The sequence below is a fragment of the Micromonospora sp. NPDC005299 genome (assembly GCF_042872345.1).
In the GTDB taxonomy this organism is placed as follows: domain Bacteria; phylum Actinomycetota; class Actinomycetes; order Mycobacteriales; family Micromonosporaceae; genus Micromonospora.
The window spans coordinates 234,874-256,442 of the sequence record NZ_JBIAKG010000010.1 but is presented as its reverse complement, the minus strand read 5'-3'; the positions used below and the strand labels follow the sequence as shown (position 1 = coordinate 256,442).

Below are 21,569 nucleotides of genomic sequence, written 5' to 3'. Positions count from 1 at the left end.
TTGCCGGTGATGGCGGTGAAGGTGATGGTGACGAAGCCGCCGGAGCTGAACAGGCCGCCGCCGTTCTTGCCGGCGCGGTTGTCCGACAGGGTGCTCTTGACGGCGTCCTTGCCGTGGTCGGAGCCGACGATCTCGACGGTGCCGGCTTCCTCGTCGTGCTTGTTCTTGTCGTAGCTGTTCTTGTCGTAGCTGTTCTGCTCGGTGCTGTTCTGGCCGTACGGGTCGTGCTTGGTGTTGTCGCCGTTGCCGTTGGCGATGCCGCCGCCGTTGCCGCCGGCGGTGTTGTTGTCGACGTGGGATTCCACGACCTTGAGTACGCCGCGGTTGAAGATGCCGCCGCCGTCCTCCTGGGCGTGGTTGTCGGTGACCTTGCTGTCTTCGAGGTGCACGCGGCCGAAGTTGGCGATGGCGCCGCCGTTCTTCTCGGCGTTGTTGTCGGTCAGCTTCACCTTGATCAGGTTGGCGCTGCCGCCGCGCTCGACCAGGAGCGCACCACCGTCACCCTCACCCTGCTTGTCCTTGTCCTTGTCCTTGTCCCACGACCCCGACCCCTGCGGACCGGAGTCCTGCCCGACCGGCCCCGCCACTGGCGCGCCCTGAGCGACCGGTGCGGCCTGGACGGCCGGCGCGGCCTGCACCGCGGTGGCGGTCTGGGTGCCCGCGACGGCCGGGGCGGCCGGCGCGGCCGGCGCGGTCAGGGCGGCGGGCGCCATCGGCGCGCCGTTGCCCGGGGCGCCACCCGGGGCGCCACCCGGGGCGCCACCCGGGGCACCACCCGGGGCACCCGGAGCGCCGTTGCCCGGCGCGCCGGGGAACTGCGGTCCGCCGGGGACCTGGGGTCCGCCGCCGCCGTACTTGAACTCGGTGGCGTTGCCGCCCTTGACGGTGAGGTCCTTCAGGGTCAGGTCGCCGCCGTCGGCGACCCGGAAGATCCGGAAGGTGTCCTCGGCGTCCCGCTTGATCGTCGAGCCGTTGCCCTTGATCGTGATGTCCTGCTTGATCTCCGGCAGGGCCGCGCCGAACTTGCGGTCCTTCTCGCCCAGCTCGTACGTGCAGTTCTCCGCCAGCTTCAGCGTGCCGCCGTGATCCCGGTTTGCCAGGTCGAGCGCCTCGACCAGCTCGTCGTCGTCACACGGCACCTCCCGGACCTTCCCGTGATCCGCGCCGTCCGGGTCCCACTCACCCCGGTCCCGGCCCTCCTCACGCTTGTCCTTGTCCTTGTCCTTGTCGTCGCCCCGGGCCTCCGAACCCTCGGCGTCGTCACTGGTGAGCTGGGCGGTCGACCACTTCACGTCGGCGAGCCGGTGAGGGCCCGTGACCCCGGTGGTCGCGTAGGCCACACCCGCGAGGCTGACCGCTCCCGTCAGGCCCACTACGCCGGTGGCGAGCCACAGCCGGCGGCGCCGGAGCGGGGAGACCTTCTCACGGGAAGCGTCATCGTTATTGCGAAGGTAGTTGGACATCGGAGCTCTCTGCCCTCTCCTTGTACCCGACAAGGTCGCTTCGCCACAGCGAGGCGGCCTCCGCTACAAATCGGTTGTAGCTGCTGAAGACCAACGTATGAGAAGCTTCTTCACCTCGTGCCCATATACGAAAAAAACCCGCATAAGGGGTGGGCCAGCGCGGCGGGGTCCAGAGGGAACCGCAGGTGCGGGAGGGCGTCCGGTTGGCGAAGAGGGCTCGCGGAGGCGTAAGGCCGCCCGTCGCCATGGAGGGCCCGTACCGGATGGGACCGCGACGAACCACCCGGCGGGGACGCGGGGGGCAGGGGAGTCCCTCCCGCCGTGGCGCGGCGGAAAGGGACTCCCCGGGTTATGTGGTGGTTCAGTTGAAGCAGTCCTCGACGGTGTTGGCGCAGTTGGTGGGGTCGTTGTTGGTGATGGTGGACTTGTCGTCGAGCTTGACCTTGCCCTCGTTGTTGAGGATGCCGCCGGCGACGCGGTGGAGCTTGCCGGTGTCGGTGGCGGTGTTCTTGGTGACGTGGGTCTTGGTCAGGGTGACCTTGCCCTTGTTGTTGAAGATGCCGCCGCCGTTGAGGGCGGTGTTCTTCTTGATTTCGGTGTCGCGCAGGGTGAGGGTGGCGTTGTCGTCCTTGTCCCTCCCGTTGCGTTCGGTGAAGCCGTCTTCGACCTTGACGAGCCATTCGCCGTTGAAGATGCCGCCGCCGAAGCGGTTGGCGGTGTTGTCGACGATGGTGCTGTCGGAGATGGTGGCGGTGGCGTCCGACTCCTTGTTGTCGCGCTCCTTGTTGTCGCCGCCGTTGGAGGACCAGTCCTTCTTCTTGTCCTTGCCGCCGGTGTTGACGATGCCGCCGCCGTTTCCGTCGGCGTGGTTCTTGGCGACGAGGACGTGGTCGAGCTTGAGGGCGGTGTTCTCGGCGTAGATGCCGCCGCCGTTCTCGCAGGCGGTGTTGCCGGTGATGGCGGTGAAGGTGATGGTGACGAAGCCGCCGGAGCTGAACAGGCCGCCGCCGTTCTTGCCGGCGCGGTTGTCCGACAGGGTGCTGCGGACGGCGTCCTTGCCGTGGTCGGAGCCGACGATCTCGACGGTGCCGGCTTCCTCGTCGTGCTTGTCGTTCTTCTTCTTGTCGTAGCCGTTCTGCTCGTAGCTGTTCTGCTCGGTGCTGTTCGGCCCGTAGTTGTGCGGGTCGTGGTTGTCCTTGTCGTTCTTGCCGTTGCCGTTGGCGATGCCGCCGCCGTTGCCGCCGGCGGTGTTGTTGTCGATGTGGGATTCCTCGACCTTGAGTACGCCGCGGTTGAAGATGCCGCCGCCGTCCTCGCGGGCGTGGTTGTCGGTGACCTTGCTGTCTTCGAGGTGCACGCGGCCGAAGTTGGCGATGGCGCCGCCGTTCTTCTCGGCGTTGTTGTCGGTCAGCTTGACCTTGATCAGGTTGGCGCTGCCGCCGCGCTCGACCAGGAGCGCGCCGCCGTCACCCTCGCCCTCCTTGTTGTCCCGCTTGTCGTCGTCACGCTTGTCGTTGTCCCGCGAGTCCGAACCCGACGACCACGAGCCTGAGCCCTGGGCGACCGGCGCGGCCGGGGCGGCCTGCACCGCGGCGGCGGTCTGGGCGCCCATGGCGGCCGGTGCGGCCTGCATGCCCTGCCCGCCTGGCGCGGTCTGGGCGGCGGGAGCCCCCGGAGCGCCGTTGCCCGGGGCGCCGTTGCCCGAGGCGCCGTTGCTCGGGGCGCCCATGACCGGGCCGCCACCCGGGGCGCCCATGCCCGGGCCGCCACCCGGGGCGCCGGGGACCTGGGGTCCGCCGCCGCCGTACTTGAACTCGGTGGCGTTGCCGCCCTTGACGGTGAGGTCCTTCAGGGTCAGGTCACCACCGTCGACCACCCGGAAGATCCGGAACGTGTCCTCGGAGTCCCGCTTGATCGTCGAGCCGTTGCCCTTGATCGTGATCTCCTGCCGGATCTCCGGCAGGGACGCGCCGAACTTGCGGTCCTTCACGTTCAGCTCGTACGTGCAGTTCTCCGCCAGCTTCAGCGTGCCGCCGTGATCCCGGTTCGCCAGATCGAGCGCCTCGACCAGCTCCTCGTCGTCACAGGGCACCTCCCGAACCTTCCCGTGATCCGCACCGTCCGCGTCCCACTCACCACGGTCCCGGCCCTCGTCCGACCGGCCCTTGTCCTTGTCCTTGTCCTTGTCCTTGTCGTCCGCGTGGTCGCGCTTGTCGGCGTCGGCGGCGTTCTGGGGCGCGGCCACGTGGTTCTCGGCCACGCCCTTCGGAGTGCCGGACTTGTCGTTGTCGCGGGCCGCGAGGCCACCGAGTGCCGCCAGCCCGACGACGCCGGTCAGCCCGGCCACGCCGGTGGCGACCAGGAGGGCCCGCCGCCTGTTCGTCGACGGGGTCATCGGGGCCCCGCCGTCGCTGTTCCTTACGTCGTTGGACATCAGAGCCTTCCGCCCTTTCGGTCTACCTAAAGGGGTCGCACCGCCCCAGGTCGAGCGACCAGCTACAAATCGGTTGCAGCCTCTGATTGCCACCGTATGAGAAGGATCCTCGCGACGCGGACGTATCCGAAGAAATCGCGCATTTGGCTCATGTTCCGCCGGGTGGCGTCAGTGGGGGCGTAGCGACACCAGGGAGCCGTGGCAGCGCAGACGACGACGGGCCCGGCACCGGCGTCGTTACCGCGAGAAACCTCGCAGACGCCGGCGGCGGGCCCGCCGGGGGTCGTGCCTGTCGGTCAGCCGGGCAGGCGGGGGCCGGCCTCGCGCTGCTCGGCCAGCCAGGTCTCCACCTCGTCGGAGCGGCGCGGCAGGCCGGCCGAGAGGTTCACCGAGCCGTCGGCGGTGACCAGGATGTCGTCCTCGATCCGCACGCCGATGCCGCGCAGCTCCTCGGGGACCAGCTCGTCCTCCGGCTGGAAGTAGAGCCCCGGCTCGACGGTGAGCACGTAGCCCTCGCCGAGCGGCCCGTCCCGGTAGGTCTCCTTGCGGGCGTTGGCGCAGTCGTGCACGTCGATGCCGAGCATGTGGCTGGTGCCGTGCAGCGTCCAGCGGCGGTAGACCGTCGACGCCGGGTCCATCGCCTCGTCCACGCTCACCGGCAGCAGGCCGAGGTCCTTCAGCGCCTCGGCGAGCACCCGCATGGCGGTCAGGTGCACCTCGCGGAACGCCACGCCCGGCTTGATGATGTCGATGCCGGCCTGCTGGGCGGCGTAGACGGCGTCGTAGACCTGGCGCTGGAGCGGGGTGAACCGGCCGTCCACCGGGAGCACTCGGGTGACGTCGGCGGTGTAGAGGTTGCGGTTCTCCACGCCCATGTCCATGAGCAGCAGCTCGCCCGGGCGGGTGGCGCCGTGGTTGTGCACCCAGTGCAGGATCGTGGCGTGCTCGCCGGCACCGACGATCGAGCCGTAGCCGACGTCGTTGCCGTCGTGCCGGGCGCGCAGCGCGAAGACGCCCTCGAGCAGCCGCTCGGAGACCGCCCGGTCGGCCGGGAGCGCCCGGGCCACGTCCTCGAAGCCGCGGACGGTGGCGTCGCACGCCTCCTGGAGCTGGGCGATCTCCCACTCGTCCTTGACCAGCTTCAGCTCCGAGATGGCGATGGCCAGCTCGCGGTCGCGGCCCGGCTGCCCCTCGGCCCGCGCCCCGTCGTACGGCCGCACCGCGGCGTCCACCCGGGCGTCGAAGCCGCGCAGCACCCGGGTCCGCCCCGGCGCCAGTTCGGCGAGCGCCGCGTCCAGCTCGGTCAGGTCGGCGGTGGGCAGGCCCAGCTCGGTCGACTTCTCCTTCAGCGTCGGCCGCCGGCCCACCCACAGCTCGCCGTGCCGGCTGCGGAAGAACTCGTCGGTCGCGCGGGACGACCGGGGCCGCATGAACAGGGTGGCCTCGCCGCCCGGCCGGAGCACGAGCACGCTGTCCGGCTCCAGGTCGCCGGTCAGGTACGCGAAGTCGCTGCCCGGCCGGAACCGGTGGTCGGTGTCGTTGGCGCGTACCTTCTCGGTGCCGGTCGGGATGACCAGCGTCTCCCCCGGGAAGGCCTCGGCCAGCGCGGCCCGCCGCTTGGCGTGGTTGGGCACCTCCGGTCGGGGACCGACCGGCAGCTCCGTGTCCCGCCAGCCCTGCCGCATGAAGGACAGGAACGCCTCCGGGAAGTCCGGGTCGTGCGATTCGGTGCCGTCCGCCGGCTTGCCCTGCTGCGTCCGCTCCTCGGCCATGCGCCGCCTCCTTGCGCCTCGTCGCTGGTCCAGACGGTACCGCGCGGGCGGGAGCGGGGAGTGCCTGCGGTGCCGCGACGGCGGCTTCCGGCGCGTGGAAAGATGGCGACCATGTGCGGACTCCTGGCCTTTTTCAGCGCGCGCGGTGACGCCGCCGCTCACCGCGACCACATCGCCGGAGCACTGGAGTGCCTGCACCACCGCGGCCCGGACGAGACCGGGGTCGAGGTGGTCGGCGACGCCTCCGGCCGGTACGCGGACGGGGTGTTCGCGCACAAGCGGCTGGCGATCATCGACGTGGCGCTCAGCCACGAGCCGCTGCCCTACGCGAACGAGCGCTACCTGCTCACCTTCAACGGCGAGATCTACAACTACATCGAGCTGCGGGACGAGCTGATCCGCGACTACGGCGCCCAGTTCGCCACCAACGGCGACGGCGAGGTGATCGTCGCCGGCTACCACTACTGGGGTGAGCAGGTGCTCACCAAGCTGCGCGGCATGTTCGCCTTCGTGATCTGGGACCGGCAGGAGCGGCGGGCCTTCGGCGCGCGGGACTACTTCGGCATCAAGCCGCTGCACTACCTGGAGACCCAGGACGGGCTCTACCTCGCCTCCGAGAAGAAGGCGCTGCTGCCCTTCGCGCACTCGGCCTACCAGGGCGACGCCGGAATCGACCCGGCCAACCTGAGCCACTACCTGACCCTGCAGTACGTCCCGGAGCCGGGCACGCTGCACCGGGGGATCAGCCGGATCGGGTCGGGGGAGTACCTGACCTGGACGCCGGGCGGCCGGATCGAGGTGCGCCGGTGGTACCGGCCGGTGTTCCGGCCGGCCCCGGTCTCCGACGAGCAGAAGCTCTACCACGAGATCCGGGAGACGCTGCGGGAGAGCGTCCGGATGCACATGCGCTCGGACGTGCCGGTCGGCTCGTTCCTCTCCAGCGGCATCGACTCCACCGCGGTGGTGGCCCTGGCCCGGGAGTTCAACCCGAACATCCTCACCTTCACCGTGGGCTACGACGTGCCGGGCTACTCCGAGATCGACGTGGCCCAGGACTCGGCCCGGCACCTCGACGTGACCACGATCCCGACCAAGATCGGGCCGCAGGACATGATCGAGGCGCTGCCGAAGATCGTCTGGCACCTGGACGACCCGGTGGCCGACCCGGCGCTGGTGCCGCTCTACTTCGTGGCGAAGAAGGCCGCCGAGCACGTCACGGTGGTGCTCTCCGGCGAGGGCGCGGACGAGTTCTTCGGCGGCTACACGATCTACCGGGAGCCGCTGTCGCTCAACGCGGTGAACAGCCTGCCGGGCGGAATGCAGAAGGGCCTGCGGGCGGTCTCCAAGGCCATCCCGCAGGGCGTGAAGGGCAAGAGCTTCCTGGAGCGGGGCACCACCCCGATCGAGGAGCGCTACTACGGCAACGCCCGGATGTTCACCGAGGAGGAGAAGCAGCACCTGCTGCGCCGTTACGACCCCTCGGTCCGCTACACGGACGTCACGGCGCCGATCTACGCCGAGTGCACCGAGCTGGACGACGTCACCAAGATGCAGTACGTCGACCTCTACACCTGGCTGCGCGGCGACATCCTGGTCAAGGCCGACCGGATCTCGATGGCGCACTCGCTGGAGGTCCGGGTGCCCTTCCTCGACCGCGAGGTGTTCAACGTGGCGGCGGGCATCCCGGTCGACCTGAAGCTGCCGCCCCGCTCCGAGGCCACCAAGTACGCGATGCGCCAAGCGTTGCAGGGCGTGGTGCCGCCGGCCATCGTCAACCGCAAGAAGCTGGGCTTCCCGACCCCGACCCGGGTGTGGCTGCGCGGCGAGATGTACGAGTGGGCCCGGCACGTGCTGGCCACCTCCGGTGCGGGCGACCTCATCGACCTGTCGTACGCCATGCGGCTGCTGGACGAGCACAAGCGGGAGGAGGCGGACCACTCGCGCAAGGTGTGGACCGTGCTGATCTTCTGCATCTGGCACGCCATCTTCGTGGCGAAGACCCTCGACCCGGGCATCCAGCGCAACCAGTCCGCCCTGCTCACCAAGCCGGTGGTCGGCAGCATGGTCCGCTGACGCGGGTGTGGCCGGAGGGGCCCCCGGGGACGTACCCCCGGGGGCCCTTCTCTCACGTCGGGGTCACCGGCCGGTGCAGGTGACCGTGGGCAGGGTGTTCGTGCCGGAGAAGTTCGCGGTGAAGCCGAACGTGGTGGTGCCCTCCGGTGGGACGCTCCCGTTGTAGGCGGCGTTGGTGACCGTCACGGCGGCCCCGGTGGTGCTCACCGTGCCGTTCCAGAGCTGGGTGATGCTCTGCCCGCTGGGCCAGGTCCAGTTCGCCGTCCAGCCGGCGTAGGTCCGGGTGCTGTGGTTCATGATCATGACCTCGCCCTGGAAGCCGCCCTGCCAGGCGCTGACCACCTTGTACACCGCCATGCAGGCGCCGCCCGGCATGGTCGGCGTCGAGGTCGGGGTCGGGCTCGGCGAGGTCGGGGTGGGCGTCGGGCTGGTGGGGCCAGGCCCGGGCGTGGTGGGGTTCGGCGACGGCGTGCCGCCGGAGCCGATCCCGGTCACCTCCCCGTTGCCGCCGTCGAAGGTCACGTCCGAGCAGCCGAAGAAGTTCTCCTGGCTGTCCGAGCGGACCCAGCGGGAGTAGATGATGTGCCGGCCGCTCTTGTTGGCCGGCAGCGAACCGGTGAAGTAGTAGTGCCCGTCGTTGGTGCCCACCGAGCCGCGCTGCGGCGGGTTGGTCACCTGGAGGAACGGCTGCTCCTCCAGGTCGCTCCAGGCCAGCGGCCGGGTCGGGCTCCAACTGTCCTTGGTCACGTAGAAGTAGAAGGTGCCCGGGTGGTGGGCCCAGTTGCTGTAGCGGAACTCCATCGACCGCCCGGCCGTCAGGTGGGTGACCGGCCAGTCGGTGCGGGCCAGGTCGTAGCCGCTGAAGTTCGCGTTGCCGCCGCTGCACAGCTTGCCGTCGGGGATGAACCCGACGGTCCGGCCGCCCGCGTCCGAGCGCAGCACGCTGAACCAGTTGTAGAGCGAGTTGGCGCCGCTCTGGGCGACCGCCGCCGCGCAGGCGGGGTTGCTCGGCCTGATCTCCCCGGTCGGGGTGAGGCCGTCCTTCCAGCACAGGTAGGTCCGGGCGCCCGGGGTCATCGCCGCGCCGTGCGCGGCGGCCGGGTCGGAGCCGGTGGCCAGGGCGAACGCGCCCAGGGCCAGGGTGGCGGCCGCGGTGAGCAGCGCGGCCGTACGGGATCGGTGCACGGGATCTCCTGACTCGCGGGGCGCGACCCGCACGGCCGGCCCCGCTGCGACGAGCGGATGCGACGATCGCGGTGCCACGCCCGGCGGCCGGAGTGCGGCCGGGGCCGTCGGGGGGACGCGCACCGCCTCGGTCCGTCCCACGGACCGTCAGTGCCCTCGCGTCGGCTCGACCCGGCGGCCGGCGGCGCGGCAGCCCCCGCGCCCTCCCGGCACGCGCAATCCCATCACGTCCGGTTATCCCGCGCAATAGCCGCCCGTCGATGCGGGCGTCTCGTCGCGCCGGGCCCCCGCCATGCGCCAGGATCGGGGGTACGACGGACGAAGGGAGCCCTGATGGGGTACGCGGTGGTGCTCGGCGAGGCGCTGGTCGACCTGCTCGACGCCGAGCACGACGGGGAACCCGTCTACCGGCAGGCGATCGGCGGCGGGCCGCTGAACGTTGCCGTGGCGGTGGCCCGGCTCGGCGGCGACATCCAGTTCGTCGGGTCGCTCGGCGACGACGCGCTCGCCACGCGGATCCGCGCCTTCCTGGGCTCCGCCGGGGTGGGGCTGGACGGGGCGGTGAGCGTGCCGGCGCCGACCGCGCTGGCGGTCGCCACCTTCGCCGGGGCGGAACCGGACTTCCGCTTCTACGGCGAGCCCCGGTCGTACGCGCTGCTCACCGCCGACGACCTGGACGTGGCCCTGGTCGAGGGCGCGCAGGTGCTCTACTGCGGTTCGATCGTGCTGCTCGACCCGCCGGTGCTGGCCGCCGCCCGCCGGGCCTGGGCGATGGCCGGGGCGCTGCGGGTTTTCGACCCGAACGTGCGCCCGAGCCTGCTCACCGGCCCCGGCGCGCTGGACGGCCTGCGCGCGGTGGTCGCCGAGTTCGCCGCGAGCGCCCACCTCGTCAAGCTGAGCGCCGCCGACGCGCGCCACCTCTACCCGCGCGAGCCGGTCGAGGGCGTCGCCGCGTACCTGCGGGAACTGGGCGCGGGGACCGTGGTGGTCACCCTCGGCGCGGACGGCGCGCTGGTCGCCGCCGCCGACGACGTGGTACGCGTCCCCGCGCCGAAGGTCGACGCGGTGGACGCCACCGGCGCGGGCGACTCGGTGATGGGCGCGCTCATCGCCGACCTGCTGCACGCCGGTGAGCCGGCGGACCCGACCGGCTGGCGTGACCGGGTGGCCTTCGCCCTGCGGGTGGCCGGCCTGGTCTGCGAGTCGCCCGGCGGGGCCACCGCCATGCCCAGCCGGGAGGCGGTGGCCGACCGGTTCCGCTGACCGGCCGCCGCGGGGTCAGCGCGGGCGGGCGAGGGTGAGCACGGCGGTGAGGGAGAGGGCGGCCGCGACGGCCAGCACCATCGCCATCGGCGTGGCGCTGCCCTCGCCGCCGAGACCGACCAGGGGCGCGGCGAGCGCGCCGACCACCGACTGGACGCCGCCCATCAGCGCGGCGGCGGTGCCGGCGTGTCGGGCGTGCGCGTCCAGCGCCAGCGCCGTGCTGTTCGGCATCACCATGCCCAGCGAGCCGACGAACGCGAACAGCGTCACCGCGACCACGGCGAGGCTGCCGGCGAGGGCGCCGGTGAGCACGCCGGCCGCCGCGACCACGCCGACCACGAGCGTGGTGACCAGCAGCCGGCGCGGACTGAACCGGTCGAGCAGCCGCGCGTTCGCCTGCCCCATGGCCACCAGGGCGAGCGCGTTGAGCCCGAAGATCAGGCTGAACGCCGTCGCGGAGACGCCGAAGACGTCCTGGAACACGAACGACGACCCGGAGATGTACGCGAACAGCCCGGCGAAGGCGAAGCCCTGGGTCAGCGCGTACCCGAGGTAGACCCGGTCGGTGACCAGCGACCGCATGGTCCGGGCGGTGGCGGCCAGGCCGCCGGTGCTGCGGCGCTCGACCGGCAGCGTCTCCGGCAGGCGCAGGGCGACCGCCACGGAGAGCAGCAGCCCGATGGCGGCCAGGGTGAGGAAGACCGCCCGCCAGTCGCCGAACCGCAGCACCAGGCTGCCCACGCTCGGCGCGGCCACCGGCGCGACGCCGAAGACCAGGGTGAGCCGGGAGAAGTACTTCGCAGCCTCGCGGCCGGCGTAGAGATCGCGGACCACCGCGCGGGCGACCACCACCCCCATGCCACCGGCCAGGCCCTGGACGAACCGCGCGGCGGCCAGCATCGGCGCGTTCGGCGCCACGGCGCAGACGAGCGCGAGCACGGCGTACGCGGCGACGCCGATCAGCACCGGGCGGCGCCGTCCCCACCGGTCACTGAGCGGACCGGTGACGAACTGGCCGACGGCGAGGCCGATCAGGCAGGTGGTCAGCGAGAGCTGGATGCCGGCCTGGTCGGCGCCGAGGTCGCGGGTCATCGCCGGGAACGCCGGCAGGTACATGTCCAGCGAGAGCGGGCCGATCGCGGTGAGCGTGCCGAGCAGCACCAGCAGCGTCGCGCCGCCCCGTGCGGCCCGCGGGTCGATGGTCGGGCGCGCGGCGGTCCGCACGGTCTGGCTCACGCAGGTTCCCCCTGAGGTCGACGAGTTCCGGGTAACCTTAGCTCTGTATCCAGAACTATTGCGATGTGAAGAAGGTGACTCCGTGCCGAGCGACGAGGCCATCGCGCGCTTCGGGGCCGTGCTGGGGGAACTGCACCGGCTGCTCCGCCGCAAGGTCGTCGCCCGGGCCAACCGGGACGCCCTGCCCGAGGCGCAGGTGGAGGTGCTGCACCTGGTCCGGGCCGAGCCGGGGATCAGCGGCAAGGAGATCGCGCGGCGGCTGGGCACCGCGCCGAACACGGTCAGCACGCTGGTCCGCGACCTCACCGACGCCGGGCTGCTGGCGCGCGACCGCGATCCGGAGGACCGCCGCGTGGTGCGGCTTGCCCTCACCGAGGCCGCCCGCACCCGGATGGCCGACTACGCGGCCCACCGCAGCGCCCTGCTCACCGAGGCTTTGGCCACCCTCGACCCGCCGGCCCGCGAGGCGATCCTCGCCGCCGCCCCGCACCTCGACGCCCTGCTCGGCGCCCTGCGCGCCCGCCCCTGACCCGCCGCGGGCGGTCAGGCGGCGCCGTCGAGCTCGGCGTAGCCGCGGCGGGCCGCGATGAGACCCGGGCGGGCACTGAACGGCGACTCGGCGGCCACCCGCTCGGGCGGGGCGCTGCCGGTGTGGCCGGCCCGGATCAGCCAGGCCTGCCGGGCGAGGTCGGCGTGCTGGGCCCGGACGAACTCCACGTCGACCGGCTCGCCGTGCCCGGGCACCACCAGCGTGGCGGGCGTGGTCAGCCGGAGCAGCGCGGCCACCGCGTCCGGCCACTGCACCGGGTAGGACTCCTCGAAGGCCGGCGGCCCGCTCTGCTCCACCAGGTCGCCGGCGACCAGCACGTCCGCGTCCGGCACGTGCACCACCAGGTCGGCGTCGGTGTGCCCGTGCCCCGGGTGGTGCAGCACCACCCGCCGGCCGCCCACGTCGAGCACCGCCTCGCCGTGCACCGGGTGGGTCGGGGCCAGCAGCTCGGTGCGGGCCAGCTCGGCGGCGAGTTCCGGCTGCTCCGCGCGCATCTCCTCGGACGCGGCCCGGCGCAGCTCGTCCGGGTGGTCGCGGAGCACCGCGGCGGCCTGGGCGTGCGCGTAGACCGGGCGGGGCGGGTCGGCGGCCAGCGTGGCGTTGCCGAAGCAGTGGTCGAAGTGGTGGTGGGTGTTGACGATCGTCCACGGGTGCGGGGTGACCGCGCGGGCCGCCTCGGCCAGCTCGCGGGCCTGCCCGGCCGTGGAGAGGGTGTCCACCAGCAGCGCCGCGCCGTCGCCCACCACCAGCGTCACGTTGACGTGCAGCAGCGGGTCGCGCAGCACGTGCACGCGGTCGGCGACCTCGACGAACCGGGCGGTCATGACGCCCGCACGGCGCGCTCGACGAAGCGCTGGCGGTCGACCAGCGCCCGCTCGACCCGCCCGGTGGCCACCACCTCGTTCCCGTCGGTCACGATCACCTCGAAGGTCAGCCGCCGGCCGTCGACCTTGACCAGCTCGGCCCGCGCCGCCACCGTCCGCCCGACCGGCGTGGCCGCGCGGTGCTCCAGCTCGACGCGGGTGCCGACCGTGGTCGACCCGGACGGCAGCCGGGTCGCGGTCGCCGCCACGGTGGCCGCCTCGGCCAGCGCGAGCACCCGGGGCGTGCCGAGCACCGGCACGTCACCCGAGCCCACCGCCTGCGCGGTGTCCGTGTCGGTGACGGTCAGCTCGACCCGGGCGGTCAGGCCCGGGGCGAAGGGCGACTCCGGCTGCTCCTGCATGGGCCGAGCCTAGTGCAGCGGCCCCGGGCCCGGGCGGCGTCCGGACCCCCGCCCCGGCCCCCTCCCGACGGCCCGGACGGGGGTGACCGACCCCGACGGCGGGCGGTCGGCGTCGGCGGCCCCGTCGCACGCCGTTAACCTTGTCCGCGATGGCCGTGCTGACTGACCCCCCGCCCCCCGCCCCCGCCGGACCGACCGCGTCCCCCGACGGCGGGCGCCGTCGCGTGGTGGCGATGGCGATCTGGGGGATCGCCTTCGTGGCCGCCTGGCTCGCCATCGGCCTGCCGACCGACCCGGCGTACGCGTTCCTGTGGATCTGGGCGGGCACTATCGCCTGGCACTCGTCCCGCCCCTGGCGCAGCCACCTGCGCTTCGCCCGGGACTGGATCCCCGTGGTGCTGCTGCTGGCCGCGTACAACCTCTCCCGGGGGTTCGCCGACAACGGAGCGACGCCGCACGCCATGGAGCTGATCGTCGCCGACCGCTTCCTGACCGGCTGGGCCACCGGCGGCGAGGTGCCCACGATCTGGCTTCAGCAGCACCTCTACCGGCCCGACCAGGTGCACTGGTGGGACGTGCTGGTCAGCTGGATCTACTTCTCGCACTTCGTGGCGACGCTCGCCGCCGCCGCGGTGCTCTGGCTGCGCGACCGCGCGCGCTGGGGCGGCTACATGCGGCGCTGGGGCTTCCTCTGCGCGGCCGGGCTGGCCACCTACTTCGTCTACCCGGCCGCCCCGCCGTGGTGGGCCGCCCAGAACGGGCTGCTCTCCGACGTCGCCCGGATCTCCACCCGCGGGTGGAAGGAGATCGGCATGCACGGCGCGGGCAACTTGCTCAACGCCGGGCAGATCGCCTCCAACCCGGTGGCCGCCATGCCGTCGCTGCACACCGCGTTCGCCCTGTTCGTGGTCCTGTTCTTCCTGCGTGCGACCCGGAAGCGCTGGTGGCCGCTGCTGCTGGCGTACCCGCTGGCGATGACCTTCACCCTGATCTACAGCGGCGAGCACTACCTGATCGACGTGCTGGTCGGCTGGGCGTACGTCGGCCTGACCTTCCTGGTGGTCGGGCTGGCCGAACGCTGGTGGGCGGCCCGCCGGGCCCGCCGCGCCGCGCTCGCCCCGGCGACGGAGGCGGCCCCCGCCGGCGACCCCACCCGGTCGCCCGACGCCGCGCCCGCCGCCGACCCCACCCCGTCGCCCGACGCCGCGCCCGCCGCGCCGACCCGGGCGGCCGACGGCGACCCGGCCACGGTGCCGGCCGAGCGCTGACCGTCCGGCCGGCTCAGCCCGGACGTGGTGCCGGCGGAGCGCTGACCGTCCGGCCGGCTCAGCTCGGCCGGCCCCGGCTGCTCCGGCCGGCGGCGTGCGCCCGTGCGGTCAGCTCGGCCGCCAGCTCCCACGCCTCGGCGAGGTCCCGGTCCAGGGCCGCCGCGCCCGAGCCGCCGGCCGTGTCCGCGTGCACGGTGGCCAGCCGCAGCCGTCGCTGCGCCGGGCCCTGGGTCACCCGCACGCTCTGGATCCGGGCGTACGGCACCAACGTCAACCGGCGGGTCAGCAGCCCGGACCGGGCCACGAAGACCTGCTCGTCGAGGCCGGCGCCGACCCTCGCCCGGCTCAGCGGGCGCAGCCAGCGGGCCCGGCGGGGCGGCAGGGTGGCGGGCAGCGCCCCCAGCCGGACGCCGGGAAGCACCTCGGCGACGACCATCTCGCCGGTGCGCTCGTCGCCGACCGGCAGCAGTCGGTCCGGGCGGTTGCGGTCGTCCGGCTCGGCGGACGAGTAGCCGGCCACCTCCAGCCGCAGCCGCAGCCAGCCCTTCATTCGCCAGAGCAGCGGCCAGGTCACCCCGACGGTCTGCACCCGGTGCAGCGGCACGGTCTGCACCCGGGTCTCCAGCAGGCCGTTGCGCACCCGCAGCGTGGCGCCGTCCCGGTCGAGCCGGAAGCTCCAGTCGTCGAGCACCCGGCGGACCGGTTGCAGCACCACGCCGGCCATCGCGGTCAGCGTGCTGGCCACCGCGATGAACGACCAGGACCCCTCGGAGACGAACTGCGCCGCCACGAAGGCCAGACCGAACGGCAGAAGGAACGCCTGCGGGGTGAGCAGTTGGCTGACCAGCAGGTCCCGGTTGCGGACGCTGTGCAGCTGGCGCCCGGCCGGGGCGGGCGCGGGCGGCGTGCCGGGGGCGGCGGGCGGGGCGGCCTCGGGGGCGCGGCCCGCCACGGCCAGCAGCCGGTGCCGCAGCGCGGTCGCCTCGGCCACGCTCAGGTACGCCAGCGGCGCCTCGGTCTTGCCCCCACCGACCACCTCCAGCCGCAGCTCGGCCAGCCCGGTGAGCTGCGCGAGCAGCGGCCGGACCACCTCCACCGCCTGCAACCGCTCCAGCGGGATCGCCCGGGTACGCCGCCAGAGCAGCCCCTCGTGCACCCGCAGCTCGCGCCCCACCACGTGGTAGCCGGTGTTCCACCAGCTGATCACCGACAGCACGGTGGCGCCCAGGACGAAGACCGCGACCAGCGCGGCGAACCAGCCGAAGCCGACCCGGGACAGCGTCGACCAGGAGAGTCCGGCGATCACCACCACCAGCGACTTCGCACCGTGCAGCGCCGGACTCAGCGGATGCAGCCGCTGCCGCGGCTCCTCCCCGGCCGGGGGAGGCGCCCCGGGCCCGGGCGGCGCGGGTGGCCCGAACGGCCCGGGTCCGGCCGGTGCGGGATGACCCGCCCCGGGCCAGGGCGGCGCGGGCGGGCCGTACCCGGGTGGCGGTGCCGGGTGGCCGTAGCCGGGCGGCGTGGATGTGCCGTGGCCGGGCGGCGGCGCGGGGTATGCGTTCCCGGGCCACGGTCCGGCCGGGGCGGCGGGGCCGGGCGGGTGGGCGTAGCCGGGCTGCGGTGGCCACGGGTGGCCGTTCCGCGGCGGCTCGGCGCCGGCCGGCGGCGGCGCGGCGGGGGGCGGGTGCGGCGGCGGGGCGCCGGGCTCCGGCTCGGCCGGGCCGTCGCTCACAGCCCCTCCGCCCGGTCCTCGCCCAGCGCGGTGAGCCGGTCCCGCAGCCGGGACGCCTCGGCCGGTCGCAGGCCCGGCACCCGGGCGTCGCTCGCCGCAGCGGCGGTGTGCAGCTGCACGGTGGCCAGGTCGAAGGCACGCTCCAGGGGCCCCGCGCTCACGTCGACGAACTGCATCCGGGAGTACGGCACGATGGACAGCCGCCGCACCAGCAGGCCGTGCCGGACCAGCAGGTCCTCCGCGCGCTCGGCGTAGCCCCAGGCGCGCACCGCGCGGACGATGGTGACCGCCCGCCAAGCGGCCAGCAGCAGCGCCACGCCCAGGGCGGCGCCGAGCAGCCAGTGACCGGCGACCGCCCAGGCCACGCCGAGCACCACCAGCGCCACGGCGAGACCGATGCCGAGCCGGATCAGCTCCACCCAGATCAGGTCGCGGGAGATCGGCTGCCACCGGACGGTGTCCGGCCAGGGCTCCAGGGGACCGGTCGGGGCCGGCGGCCGGCCGGCGAGGTCGTCACCGTTCACGGGGTGATCCGCTGCGCTCGCCGCTGAGCTGACTGGTTCGCTCGCTCACGATTCGAGCGTAGGCGATCCGGGCACCGGTACGACCTCGCGCAGGAAGCCGCGTGCGTCGAGGAAGTCGCCCAGCGAACCGCGGTGCGCGGGGCAGGCCAGCCAGGTCTTGCGCCGCTCGGACGGGTGCAGGCGCGGATTGTTCCAGCGCAGCTCCCACACAGCGGGCGCGCGACACCCCCGCGCCGAGCAGACGAGCGCGTCGTCGGGGGAAGTGGGAATGGTCACCGGGGCGAGTCTAGGGCCGCGCGCCGGGAGCTTTAGCGCCGGGCGGCCACGGGGGGAGCCGCCCGGCGACGGGGTGAATCGTACACACGCCGGACCCCTTGTTGTCCACCCGTGTTCAGGGTTTTCCGAGCCGGGGGACGGCGCGGCGAAAATCGTCCCTCTCCCACCCTCGGCTCCCAGCAAGGCATGACAGTCTTGATACGCACCACGCCGACGACGACCATGCTGTGGAGGACCGGTGGCCCAGCCGACCACGCCCGACGCCCCGACCCCGACCGAGGCCGCGCCGGACGCGCCGCCCCCGGCGACCACCACCCCGGCGCAGGACGCCACCCTGCTGGAGCGGGCGCTGTTCGAGATCAAGCGGGTGATCGTCGGCCAGGACCGGATGGTCGAGCGGATGTTCGTGGCCCTACTCGCCCGCGGCCACTGCCTGCTGGAGGGGGTGCCCGGCGTCGCCAAGACGCTCGCCGTGGAGACCCTGGCCAAGGTGGTCGGCGGGTCGTTCGCCCGGATCCAGTTCACCCCCGACCTGGTGCCGGCCGACATCATGGGCACCCGGATCTACCGGCAGTCCAGTGAGAAGTTCGACGTCGAGCTGGGCCCTGTCTTCGTCAACTTCCTGCTCGCCGACGAGATCAACCGGGCCCCGGCGAAGGTGCAGTCGGCGCTGCTGGAGGTGATGAGCGAACGGCAGGTGTCCATCGGCGGCGAGACCCACCGGGTGCCCGACCCGTTCCTGGTGATGGCCACCCAGAACCCGATCGAGCAGGAGGGCGTCTACCCGCTGCCGGAGGCGCAGCGGGACCGGTTCCTCATGAAGATCGTGGTGGGCTACCCGACCGACGCCGAGGAACGCGAGATCGTCTACCGGATGGGCGTCGCCCCGCCGGAGCCGGCCCGGGTCTTCGACACCCCGGACCTCATCGCGCTCCAGCACAAGGCCGACCAGGTCTTCGTGCACAACGCGCTGGTCGACTACGCGGTCCGGCTGGTCCTCGCCACCCGGGCCCCCGCCGAGCACGGCATGCCCGACGTGGCGCAGCTCATCCAGTACGGCGCGAGCCCGCGCGCCTCGCTCGGCCTGGTCCGGGCCACCCGGGCGCTGGCCCTGCTGCGCGGTCGCGACTACGCCCTGCCGCAGGACGTGCAGGACATCGCCCCGGACATCCTGCGGCACCGGTTGGTGCTCAGCTACGACGCGCTCGCCGACGACGTGCCGGCCGACCACATCGTGCACCGCGTGATGTCGACCATCCCGCTGCCCGCGGTCGCGCCCCGGCAGCAGGCCACGCCGCCCCCACCGGCCGTCCCGCACGGCGGCTGGCCCGGGCAGCGGCCGTGACCCCACCCGCCCGCCTGCCGGCCAACGGCGAGCGCTCCGGCGCCGTCCTCGCCCGGTTGCAGCTCATGGTCACCCGCAAGCTCGACGGGCTGCTCCAGGGCGACTACGCCGGGCTGCTGCCCGGTCCGGGCAGCGAGGCGGGGGAGTCCCGCGAGTACCGCCCCGGCGACGACGTGCGCCGGATGGACTGGCCGGTCACCGCCCGCACCACCATGCCGCACGTCCGGCGTACGGTGGCCGACCGGGAGCTGGAGACCTGGCTGGCGGTCGACCTCTCGGCCAGCCTGGACTTCGGCACCGGGCGGTGGCTCAAGCGGGACGTGGTGGTCGCGGCGGCGGCCGCCCTGGCTCACCTGACCGTCCGGGGCGGCAACCGGATCGGTGCGGTGGTCGGCACGGGCGCGCCAGCGCCGGCGGGCCGGTGGCGGGGCGGCTCCCCGCCCGTCGGGCCGGGGACGCTGCAGCGGCTGCCCGCCCGGGCCGGACGCAAGGAGGCGCAGGGGCTGCTCCGGGCCATCGCCGGCACCGAGATCCGACCCGGTCGCAGCGACCTCGGCGTCCTCGTCGACATGCTCAACCGCCCGCCGCGCCGACGGGGCGTGGCGGTGGTGATCTCCGACTTCCTCGCGCCGCCGCAGCAGTGGGGCCGGCCGATCCGTAAGCTGCGGGTCCGGCACGACGTGCTGGCCGTCGAGGTGGTCGACCCGCGCGAGCTGGAACTGCCCGACGTGGGGGTGCTGCCGGTGGTCGACCCGGAGACGGGGGAGCTGCACGAGGTGCAGACCGCCGACCCGGGCCTGCGCCGCCGGTACGCCGAGTCGGCGGCAGCCCAGCGCGCGGCCATCGCCGCCGAGCTGCGCAGTGCCGGCGCGGCTCACCTGCGACTGCGTACCGACCGAGACTGGCTGCTGGACATGGTGCGTTTCGTGGCCGCGCAGCGGCACGCCCGTACCCGAGGGACGACTCGATGATCCGTTTTCTGCAACCGTGGTGGCTGCTGGCCGTGCTGCCGGTGCTCGCCCTCGCCGCCGCGTACGTCTGGCGGCAGCTGCACCGCCGGCAGTACGCGATGCGGTTCACCAACGTGGACCTGCTGCGCACCCTGGCGCCGAAAGGGCTGGGCTGGCGGCGGCACGCGGCGGCCACCGCGTTCCTGCTCTGCCTGCTGGTGCTCGCCACGGGGCTGGCCCGGCCGGCGATCGACACCAAGGAGCCCCTCGAACGGGCGACCGTGATGCTCGCCATCGACGTGTCGCTGTCCATGCAGGCCGACGACGTGGCGCCGAACCGCCTGGAGGCGGCGCAGGAGGCGGCCAAGCAGTTCGTCGGCGAGCTGCCGGAGAGCTACAACCTCGGGCTGGTCTCGTTCGCCAAGTCGGCGAACGTGCTGGTGCCGCCCACCAAGGACCGGGGTGCGGTGACCACCGCCATCGACGGGCTGGTGCTGGCCGAGGCGACCGCGACCGGCGAGGCGGTCTTCACCTGCCTGGAGGCGATCCGCTCGGTGCCGGCGGACGGCGCGGCCGGCATCCCGCCGGCCCGGATCGTGCTGCTCTCCGACGGCTACCGCACCTCGGGCCGTTCGGTGGAGGAGGCGGCCGCGGCGGCGCAGGCGGCCAACGTGCCGGTCTCGACCATCGCGTTCGGCACCGACTCCGGGCAGGTGGACATCGGCGGTCAGCTCCAGCGGGTGCCGGTGGACCGGACGGCGCTGTCGCAGCTCGCGGAGACGACCCAGGGCTACTTCTACGAGGCCGCCTCGGTCAGCGAGCTGAAGCAGGTCTACCAGGACATGGGCAGCTCGATCGGGTTCCGGACCGAGCCGCGGGAGATCACCCAGTGGTACGCGGGCATCGCGCTGCTCCTCGCGCTCTGCGCGGGAGGGCTGAGCCTGCTCTGGTCGTCCCGCCTGATCTGAGGCGGGGCGGCCGGGCCCGGCCGGCGGTGGTCAGTGACCGCCGCCGGCCAGGACGAAGAGGACGGCCACCCAGACGGCGGCGAGGGTGAAGCCCAGCGGGGCGACGTAACGGCTCATGGGACTGCTCCGTGGCGACGGACGGTCCGGGCGGGACGGACCGCGGAGGTGGATCAGGATGTACGCACACGAAGTCGTGACCGGGCTGCTCCGCCGGGCCGCGCGACACGGTCGCCCCGGCGGGTGGCCGAGGAGACGGGGTGGTGCGGGAGGGCGGGAAGCGGGGTCAGCCGCGCCGACTGAGTCGTGGCTCAGCGGGGCTGACGGTCGGCCCGGCCACGACTGGGAGGATCGCTATCTCGCACAGCGATCACCTCCTCCGGTCGGCGGGGCTCGACGATGCGGGCGATCCACTGCCCGCAAACGTCGATCATCGTACACCCGGCGCACCCGCGGCACGCACTCGGCCGACCGGTCCACGCACCCGGTCCGACCGGGTCGGCGGGGGTCCCGGGGGGCCGCCCGCGTTAGCGCTTACCTACCGGTAACCCCTAGGCTCGCCACCGACCGAGAGATCAGCTGAGCAGAGGGGGAACCGTGGCCCGTACCGTGCTGGTGACCGGCGGAAACCGGGGGATCGGCCTGGCCATCGCGCAGGCCTTCGCCAAGCAGGGCGACCGGGTGGCGGTGACCTACCGCGGCGGCGAGGCGCCGGCGGGGCTGTTCGGCGTGAAGTGTGACGTGACCGACGCCGAGTCGGTCGACGCCGCGTTCACCGCGATCGAGGCCGAGCTGGGTCCGGTCGAGGTGCTGGTCGCCAACGCCGGCATCACCGACGACACGCTGATCATGCGAATGTCCGAGGAGCAGTTCACCCGGGTGCTCGACACCAACCTGACCGGCGCGTTCCGGGTCGCGAAGCGGGCCTCGACGAAGATGCTCCGCGCGAAGTGGGGCCGGATGGTCTTCATCTCCTCGGTGGTCGGCCTGGCCGGCGGCGCCGGCCAGGTCAACTACGCGGCCAGCAAGGCCGGCCTGGTCGGGGTGGCCCGCTCGATCACCCGTGAGCTGGGCAGCCGCAACATCACCGCGAACGTGGTGGCGCCCGGCTTCATCGACACCGACATGACCGCCGCGCTGTCCGAGGAGCGCAGGGCGGAGATTCGCAAGCAGATCCCGGCGGGCCGGATGGCCAGCCCGGAGGAGGTCGCCGCCGCCGTCACCTGGCTCGCCTCGGACGCGGCCGGATACATCTCCGGCGCCGTCGTCCCGGTCGACGGCGGCCTGGGCATGGGCCACTGAGAAAAG

General features: G+C 73.4%; 17 protein-coding genes and 1 pseudogene. 8 read left to right on the top strand and 10 right to left on the bottom strand.

Going from position 1 to position 21,569, the window contains the following annotated elements; genetic code table 11:
* The 3 genes and pseudogenes from ACFYPD_RS26335 to ACFYPD_RS26325 form a co-directional block, all read right to left on the bottom strand.
* Positions 1-1,340: pseudogene (locus tag ACFYPD_RS26335) on the bottom strand (hypothetical protein); the annotation flags it as partial.
* A gap of 484 nt (positions 1,341-1,824) precedes the next feature.
* A complete protein-coding gene (locus tag ACFYPD_RS26330) occupies positions 1,825-3,897 on the bottom strand; it encodes a hypothetical protein (RefSeq protein WP_387118754.1) in 2,073 nt (690 codons plus the stop codon).
* A 296-nt stretch (positions 3,898-4,193) separates the two neighbouring features.
* The gene (locus ACFYPD_RS26325; protein ID WP_387118751.1) at positions 4,194-5,669 is read right to left on the bottom strand and encodes an aminopeptidase P family protein; all 1,476 of its coding nucleotides are present in this window, start codon (positions 5,667-5,669) and stop codon (positions 4,194-4,196) included.
* A gap of 111 nt (positions 5,670-5,780) precedes the next feature.
* Here ACFYPD_RS26325 and asnB point away from each other — a divergent pair, with 111 nt between their 5' ends.
* Positions 5,781-7,742 (top strand): asparagine synthase (glutamine-hydrolyzing), encoded by a 1,962-nt coding sequence (asnB, locus tag ACFYPD_RS26320; protein ID WP_387118748.1) that lies wholly within the window; start codon positions 5,781-5,783, stop codon positions 7,740-7,742.
* A gap of 63 nt (positions 7,743-7,805) precedes the next feature.
* Here the strand turns inward: asnB and ACFYPD_RS26315 are convergent, their stop codons facing one another.
* Positions 7,806-8,927 (bottom strand): lytic polysaccharide monooxygenase, encoded by a 1,122-nt coding sequence (locus tag ACFYPD_RS26315; RefSeq protein ID WP_387118745.1) that lies wholly within the window; start codon positions 8,925-8,927, stop codon positions 7,806-7,808.
* Between the two features lie 333 nt (positions 8,928-9,260).
* Between ACFYPD_RS26315 and ACFYPD_RS26310 the strand changes: the two genes are divergently transcribed.
* Positions 9,261-10,190 (top strand): carbohydrate kinase, encoded by a 930-nt coding sequence (locus ACFYPD_RS26310; protein ID WP_387118742.1) that lies wholly within the window; start codon positions 9,261-9,263, stop codon positions 10,188-10,190.
* A gap of 15 nt (positions 10,191-10,205) precedes the next feature.
* On the opposite strand, the gene ACFYPD_RS26305 is transcribed toward ACFYPD_RS26310, so the two are convergent.
* On the bottom strand, positions 10,206-11,426 hold the full coding sequence (locus tag ACFYPD_RS26305) for a multidrug effflux MFS transporter (RefSeq protein WP_387118740.1): 1,221 nt from the start codon (positions 11,424-11,426) through the stop codon (positions 10,206-10,208).
* Between the two features lie 82 nt (positions 11,427-11,508).
* Here ACFYPD_RS26305 and ACFYPD_RS26300 point away from each other — a divergent pair, with 82 nt between their 5' ends.
* Positions 11,509-11,955, top strand: a complete 447-nt coding sequence (locus tag ACFYPD_RS26300) for a MarR family winged helix-turn-helix transcriptional regulator (RefSeq protein WP_387118737.1) — start codon at positions 11,509-11,511, stop codon at positions 11,953-11,955.
* 14 nt (positions 11,956-11,969) lie between these two features.
* On the opposite strand, the gene ACFYPD_RS26295 is transcribed toward ACFYPD_RS26300, so the two are convergent.
* Together ACFYPD_RS26295 and ACFYPD_RS26290 are read right to left on the bottom strand one after the other, a co-directional pair.
* On the bottom strand, positions 11,970-12,800 hold the full coding sequence (locus tag ACFYPD_RS26295; RefSeq protein ID WP_387118734.1) for an MBL fold metallo-hydrolase: 831 nt from the start codon (positions 12,798-12,800) through the stop codon (positions 11,970-11,972).
* Positions 12,797-13,201: a thioesterase family protein gene (locus tag ACFYPD_RS26290; protein WP_151464263.1), complete on the bottom strand. Its 405-nt coding sequence runs from the start codon at positions 13,199-13,201 to the stop codon at positions 12,797-12,799. The genes ACFYPD_RS26295 and ACFYPD_RS26290 overlap by 4 nt, the downstream gene beginning before the upstream one ends.
* Before the next feature lie 149 nt (positions 13,202-13,350).
* On the opposite strand from ACFYPD_RS26290, the gene ACFYPD_RS26285 reads away from it, so the two are divergent.
* A complete protein-coding gene (locus ACFYPD_RS26285) occupies positions 13,351-14,469 on the top strand; it encodes a phosphatase PAP2 family protein (RefSeq protein ID WP_387118731.1) in 1,119 nt (372 codons plus the stop codon).
* A 58-nt stretch (positions 14,470-14,527) separates the two neighbouring features.
* On the opposite strand, the gene ACFYPD_RS26280 is transcribed toward ACFYPD_RS26285, so the two are convergent.
* From ACFYPD_RS26280 to ACFYPD_RS26270, 3 genes are all read right to left on the bottom strand, one after another.
* Positions 14,528-15,823 carry a PH domain-containing protein gene (locus ACFYPD_RS26280; RefSeq protein WP_387118780.1) on the bottom strand — a complete coding sequence of 432 codons (1,296 nt, stop codon included), beginning with the start codon at positions 15,821-15,823 and terminating at the stop codon, positions 14,528-14,530.
* A 374-nt stretch (positions 15,824-16,197) separates the two neighbouring features.
* Complete coding sequence (locus tag ACFYPD_RS26275; RefSeq protein ID WP_387118728.1) at positions 16,198-16,725, bottom strand: PH domain-containing protein; 528 nt, start codon at positions 16,723-16,725, stop codon at positions 16,198-16,200.
* A 45-nt stretch (positions 16,726-16,770) separates the two neighbouring features.
* Complete coding sequence (locus ACFYPD_RS26270; protein ID WP_387118725.1) at positions 16,771-17,001, bottom strand: hypothetical protein; 231 nt, start codon at positions 16,999-17,001, stop codon at positions 16,771-16,773.
* 238 nt (positions 17,002-17,239) lie between these two features.
* Between ACFYPD_RS26270 and ACFYPD_RS26265 the strand changes: the two genes are divergently transcribed.
* From ACFYPD_RS26265 to fabG, 4 genes are all read left to right on the top strand, one after another.
* Entirely contained in the window at positions 17,240-18,346 is a 1,107-nt protein-coding gene (locus ACFYPD_RS26265) for an AAA family ATPase (RefSeq protein WP_387118722.1), read from the top strand.
* A complete protein-coding gene (locus tag ACFYPD_RS26260; protein WP_387118777.1) occupies positions 18,325-19,317 on the top strand; it encodes a DUF58 domain-containing protein in 993 nt (330 codons plus the stop codon). The genes ACFYPD_RS26265 and ACFYPD_RS26260 overlap by 22 nt, the downstream gene beginning before the upstream one ends.
* A complete protein-coding gene (locus ACFYPD_RS26255) occupies positions 19,314-20,264 on the top strand; it encodes a VWA domain-containing protein (RefSeq protein ID WP_387118719.1) in 951 nt (316 codons plus the stop codon). Before ACFYPD_RS26260 ends, ACFYPD_RS26255 begins: the two co-directional genes overlap by 4 nt.
* Positions 20,265-20,858: 594 nt before the next feature.
* Positions 20,859-21,563: a 3-oxoacyl-ACP reductase FabG gene (gene fabG, locus ACFYPD_RS26250; RefSeq protein WP_387118716.1), complete on the top strand. Its 705-nt coding sequence runs from the start codon at positions 20,859-20,861 to the stop codon at positions 21,561-21,563.
* The last annotated feature ends 6 nt before the right edge of the window (positions 21,564-21,569 follow it).

What these genes read in the sequence shown, in the direction of transcription:
- ACFYPD_RS26285 (WP_387118731.1), top strand. Translation starts at nt 13,351, where the DNA reads ATGGCCGTGCTGACTGACCCCCCGCCCCCCGCCCCCGCCGGACCGACC.
- ACFYPD_RS26255 (WP_387118719.1), top strand. Translation starts at nt 19,314, where the DNA reads ATGATCCGTTTTCTGCAACCGTGGTGGCTGCTGGCCGTGCTGCCGGTG.
- ACFYPD_RS26310 (WP_387118742.1), top strand. Translation starts at nt 9,261, where the DNA reads ATGGGGTACGCGGTGGTGCTCGGCGAGGCGCTGGTCGACCTGCTCGAC.
- ACFYPD_RS26325 (WP_387118751.1), bottom strand. Translation starts at nt 5,669, where the DNA reads ATGGCCGAGGAGCGGACGCAGCAGGGCAAGCCGGCGGACGGCACCGAA.
- ACFYPD_RS26330 (WP_387118754.1), bottom strand. Translation starts at nt 3,897, where the DNA reads ATGTCCAACGACGTAAGGAACAGCGACGGCGGGGCCCCGATGACCCCG.
- ACFYPD_RS26290 (WP_151464263.1), bottom strand. Translation starts at nt 13,201, where the DNA reads ATGCAGGAGCAGCCGGAGTCGCCCTTCGCCCCGGGCCTGACCGCCCGG.
- asnB (WP_387118748.1), top strand. Translation starts at nt 5,781, where the DNA reads ATGTGCGGACTCCTGGCCTTTTTCAGCGCGCGCGGTGACGCCGCCGCT.
- ACFYPD_RS26295 (WP_387118734.1), bottom strand. Translation starts at nt 12,800, where the DNA reads ATGACCGCCCGGTTCGTCGAGGTCGCCGACCGCGTGCACGTGCTGCGC.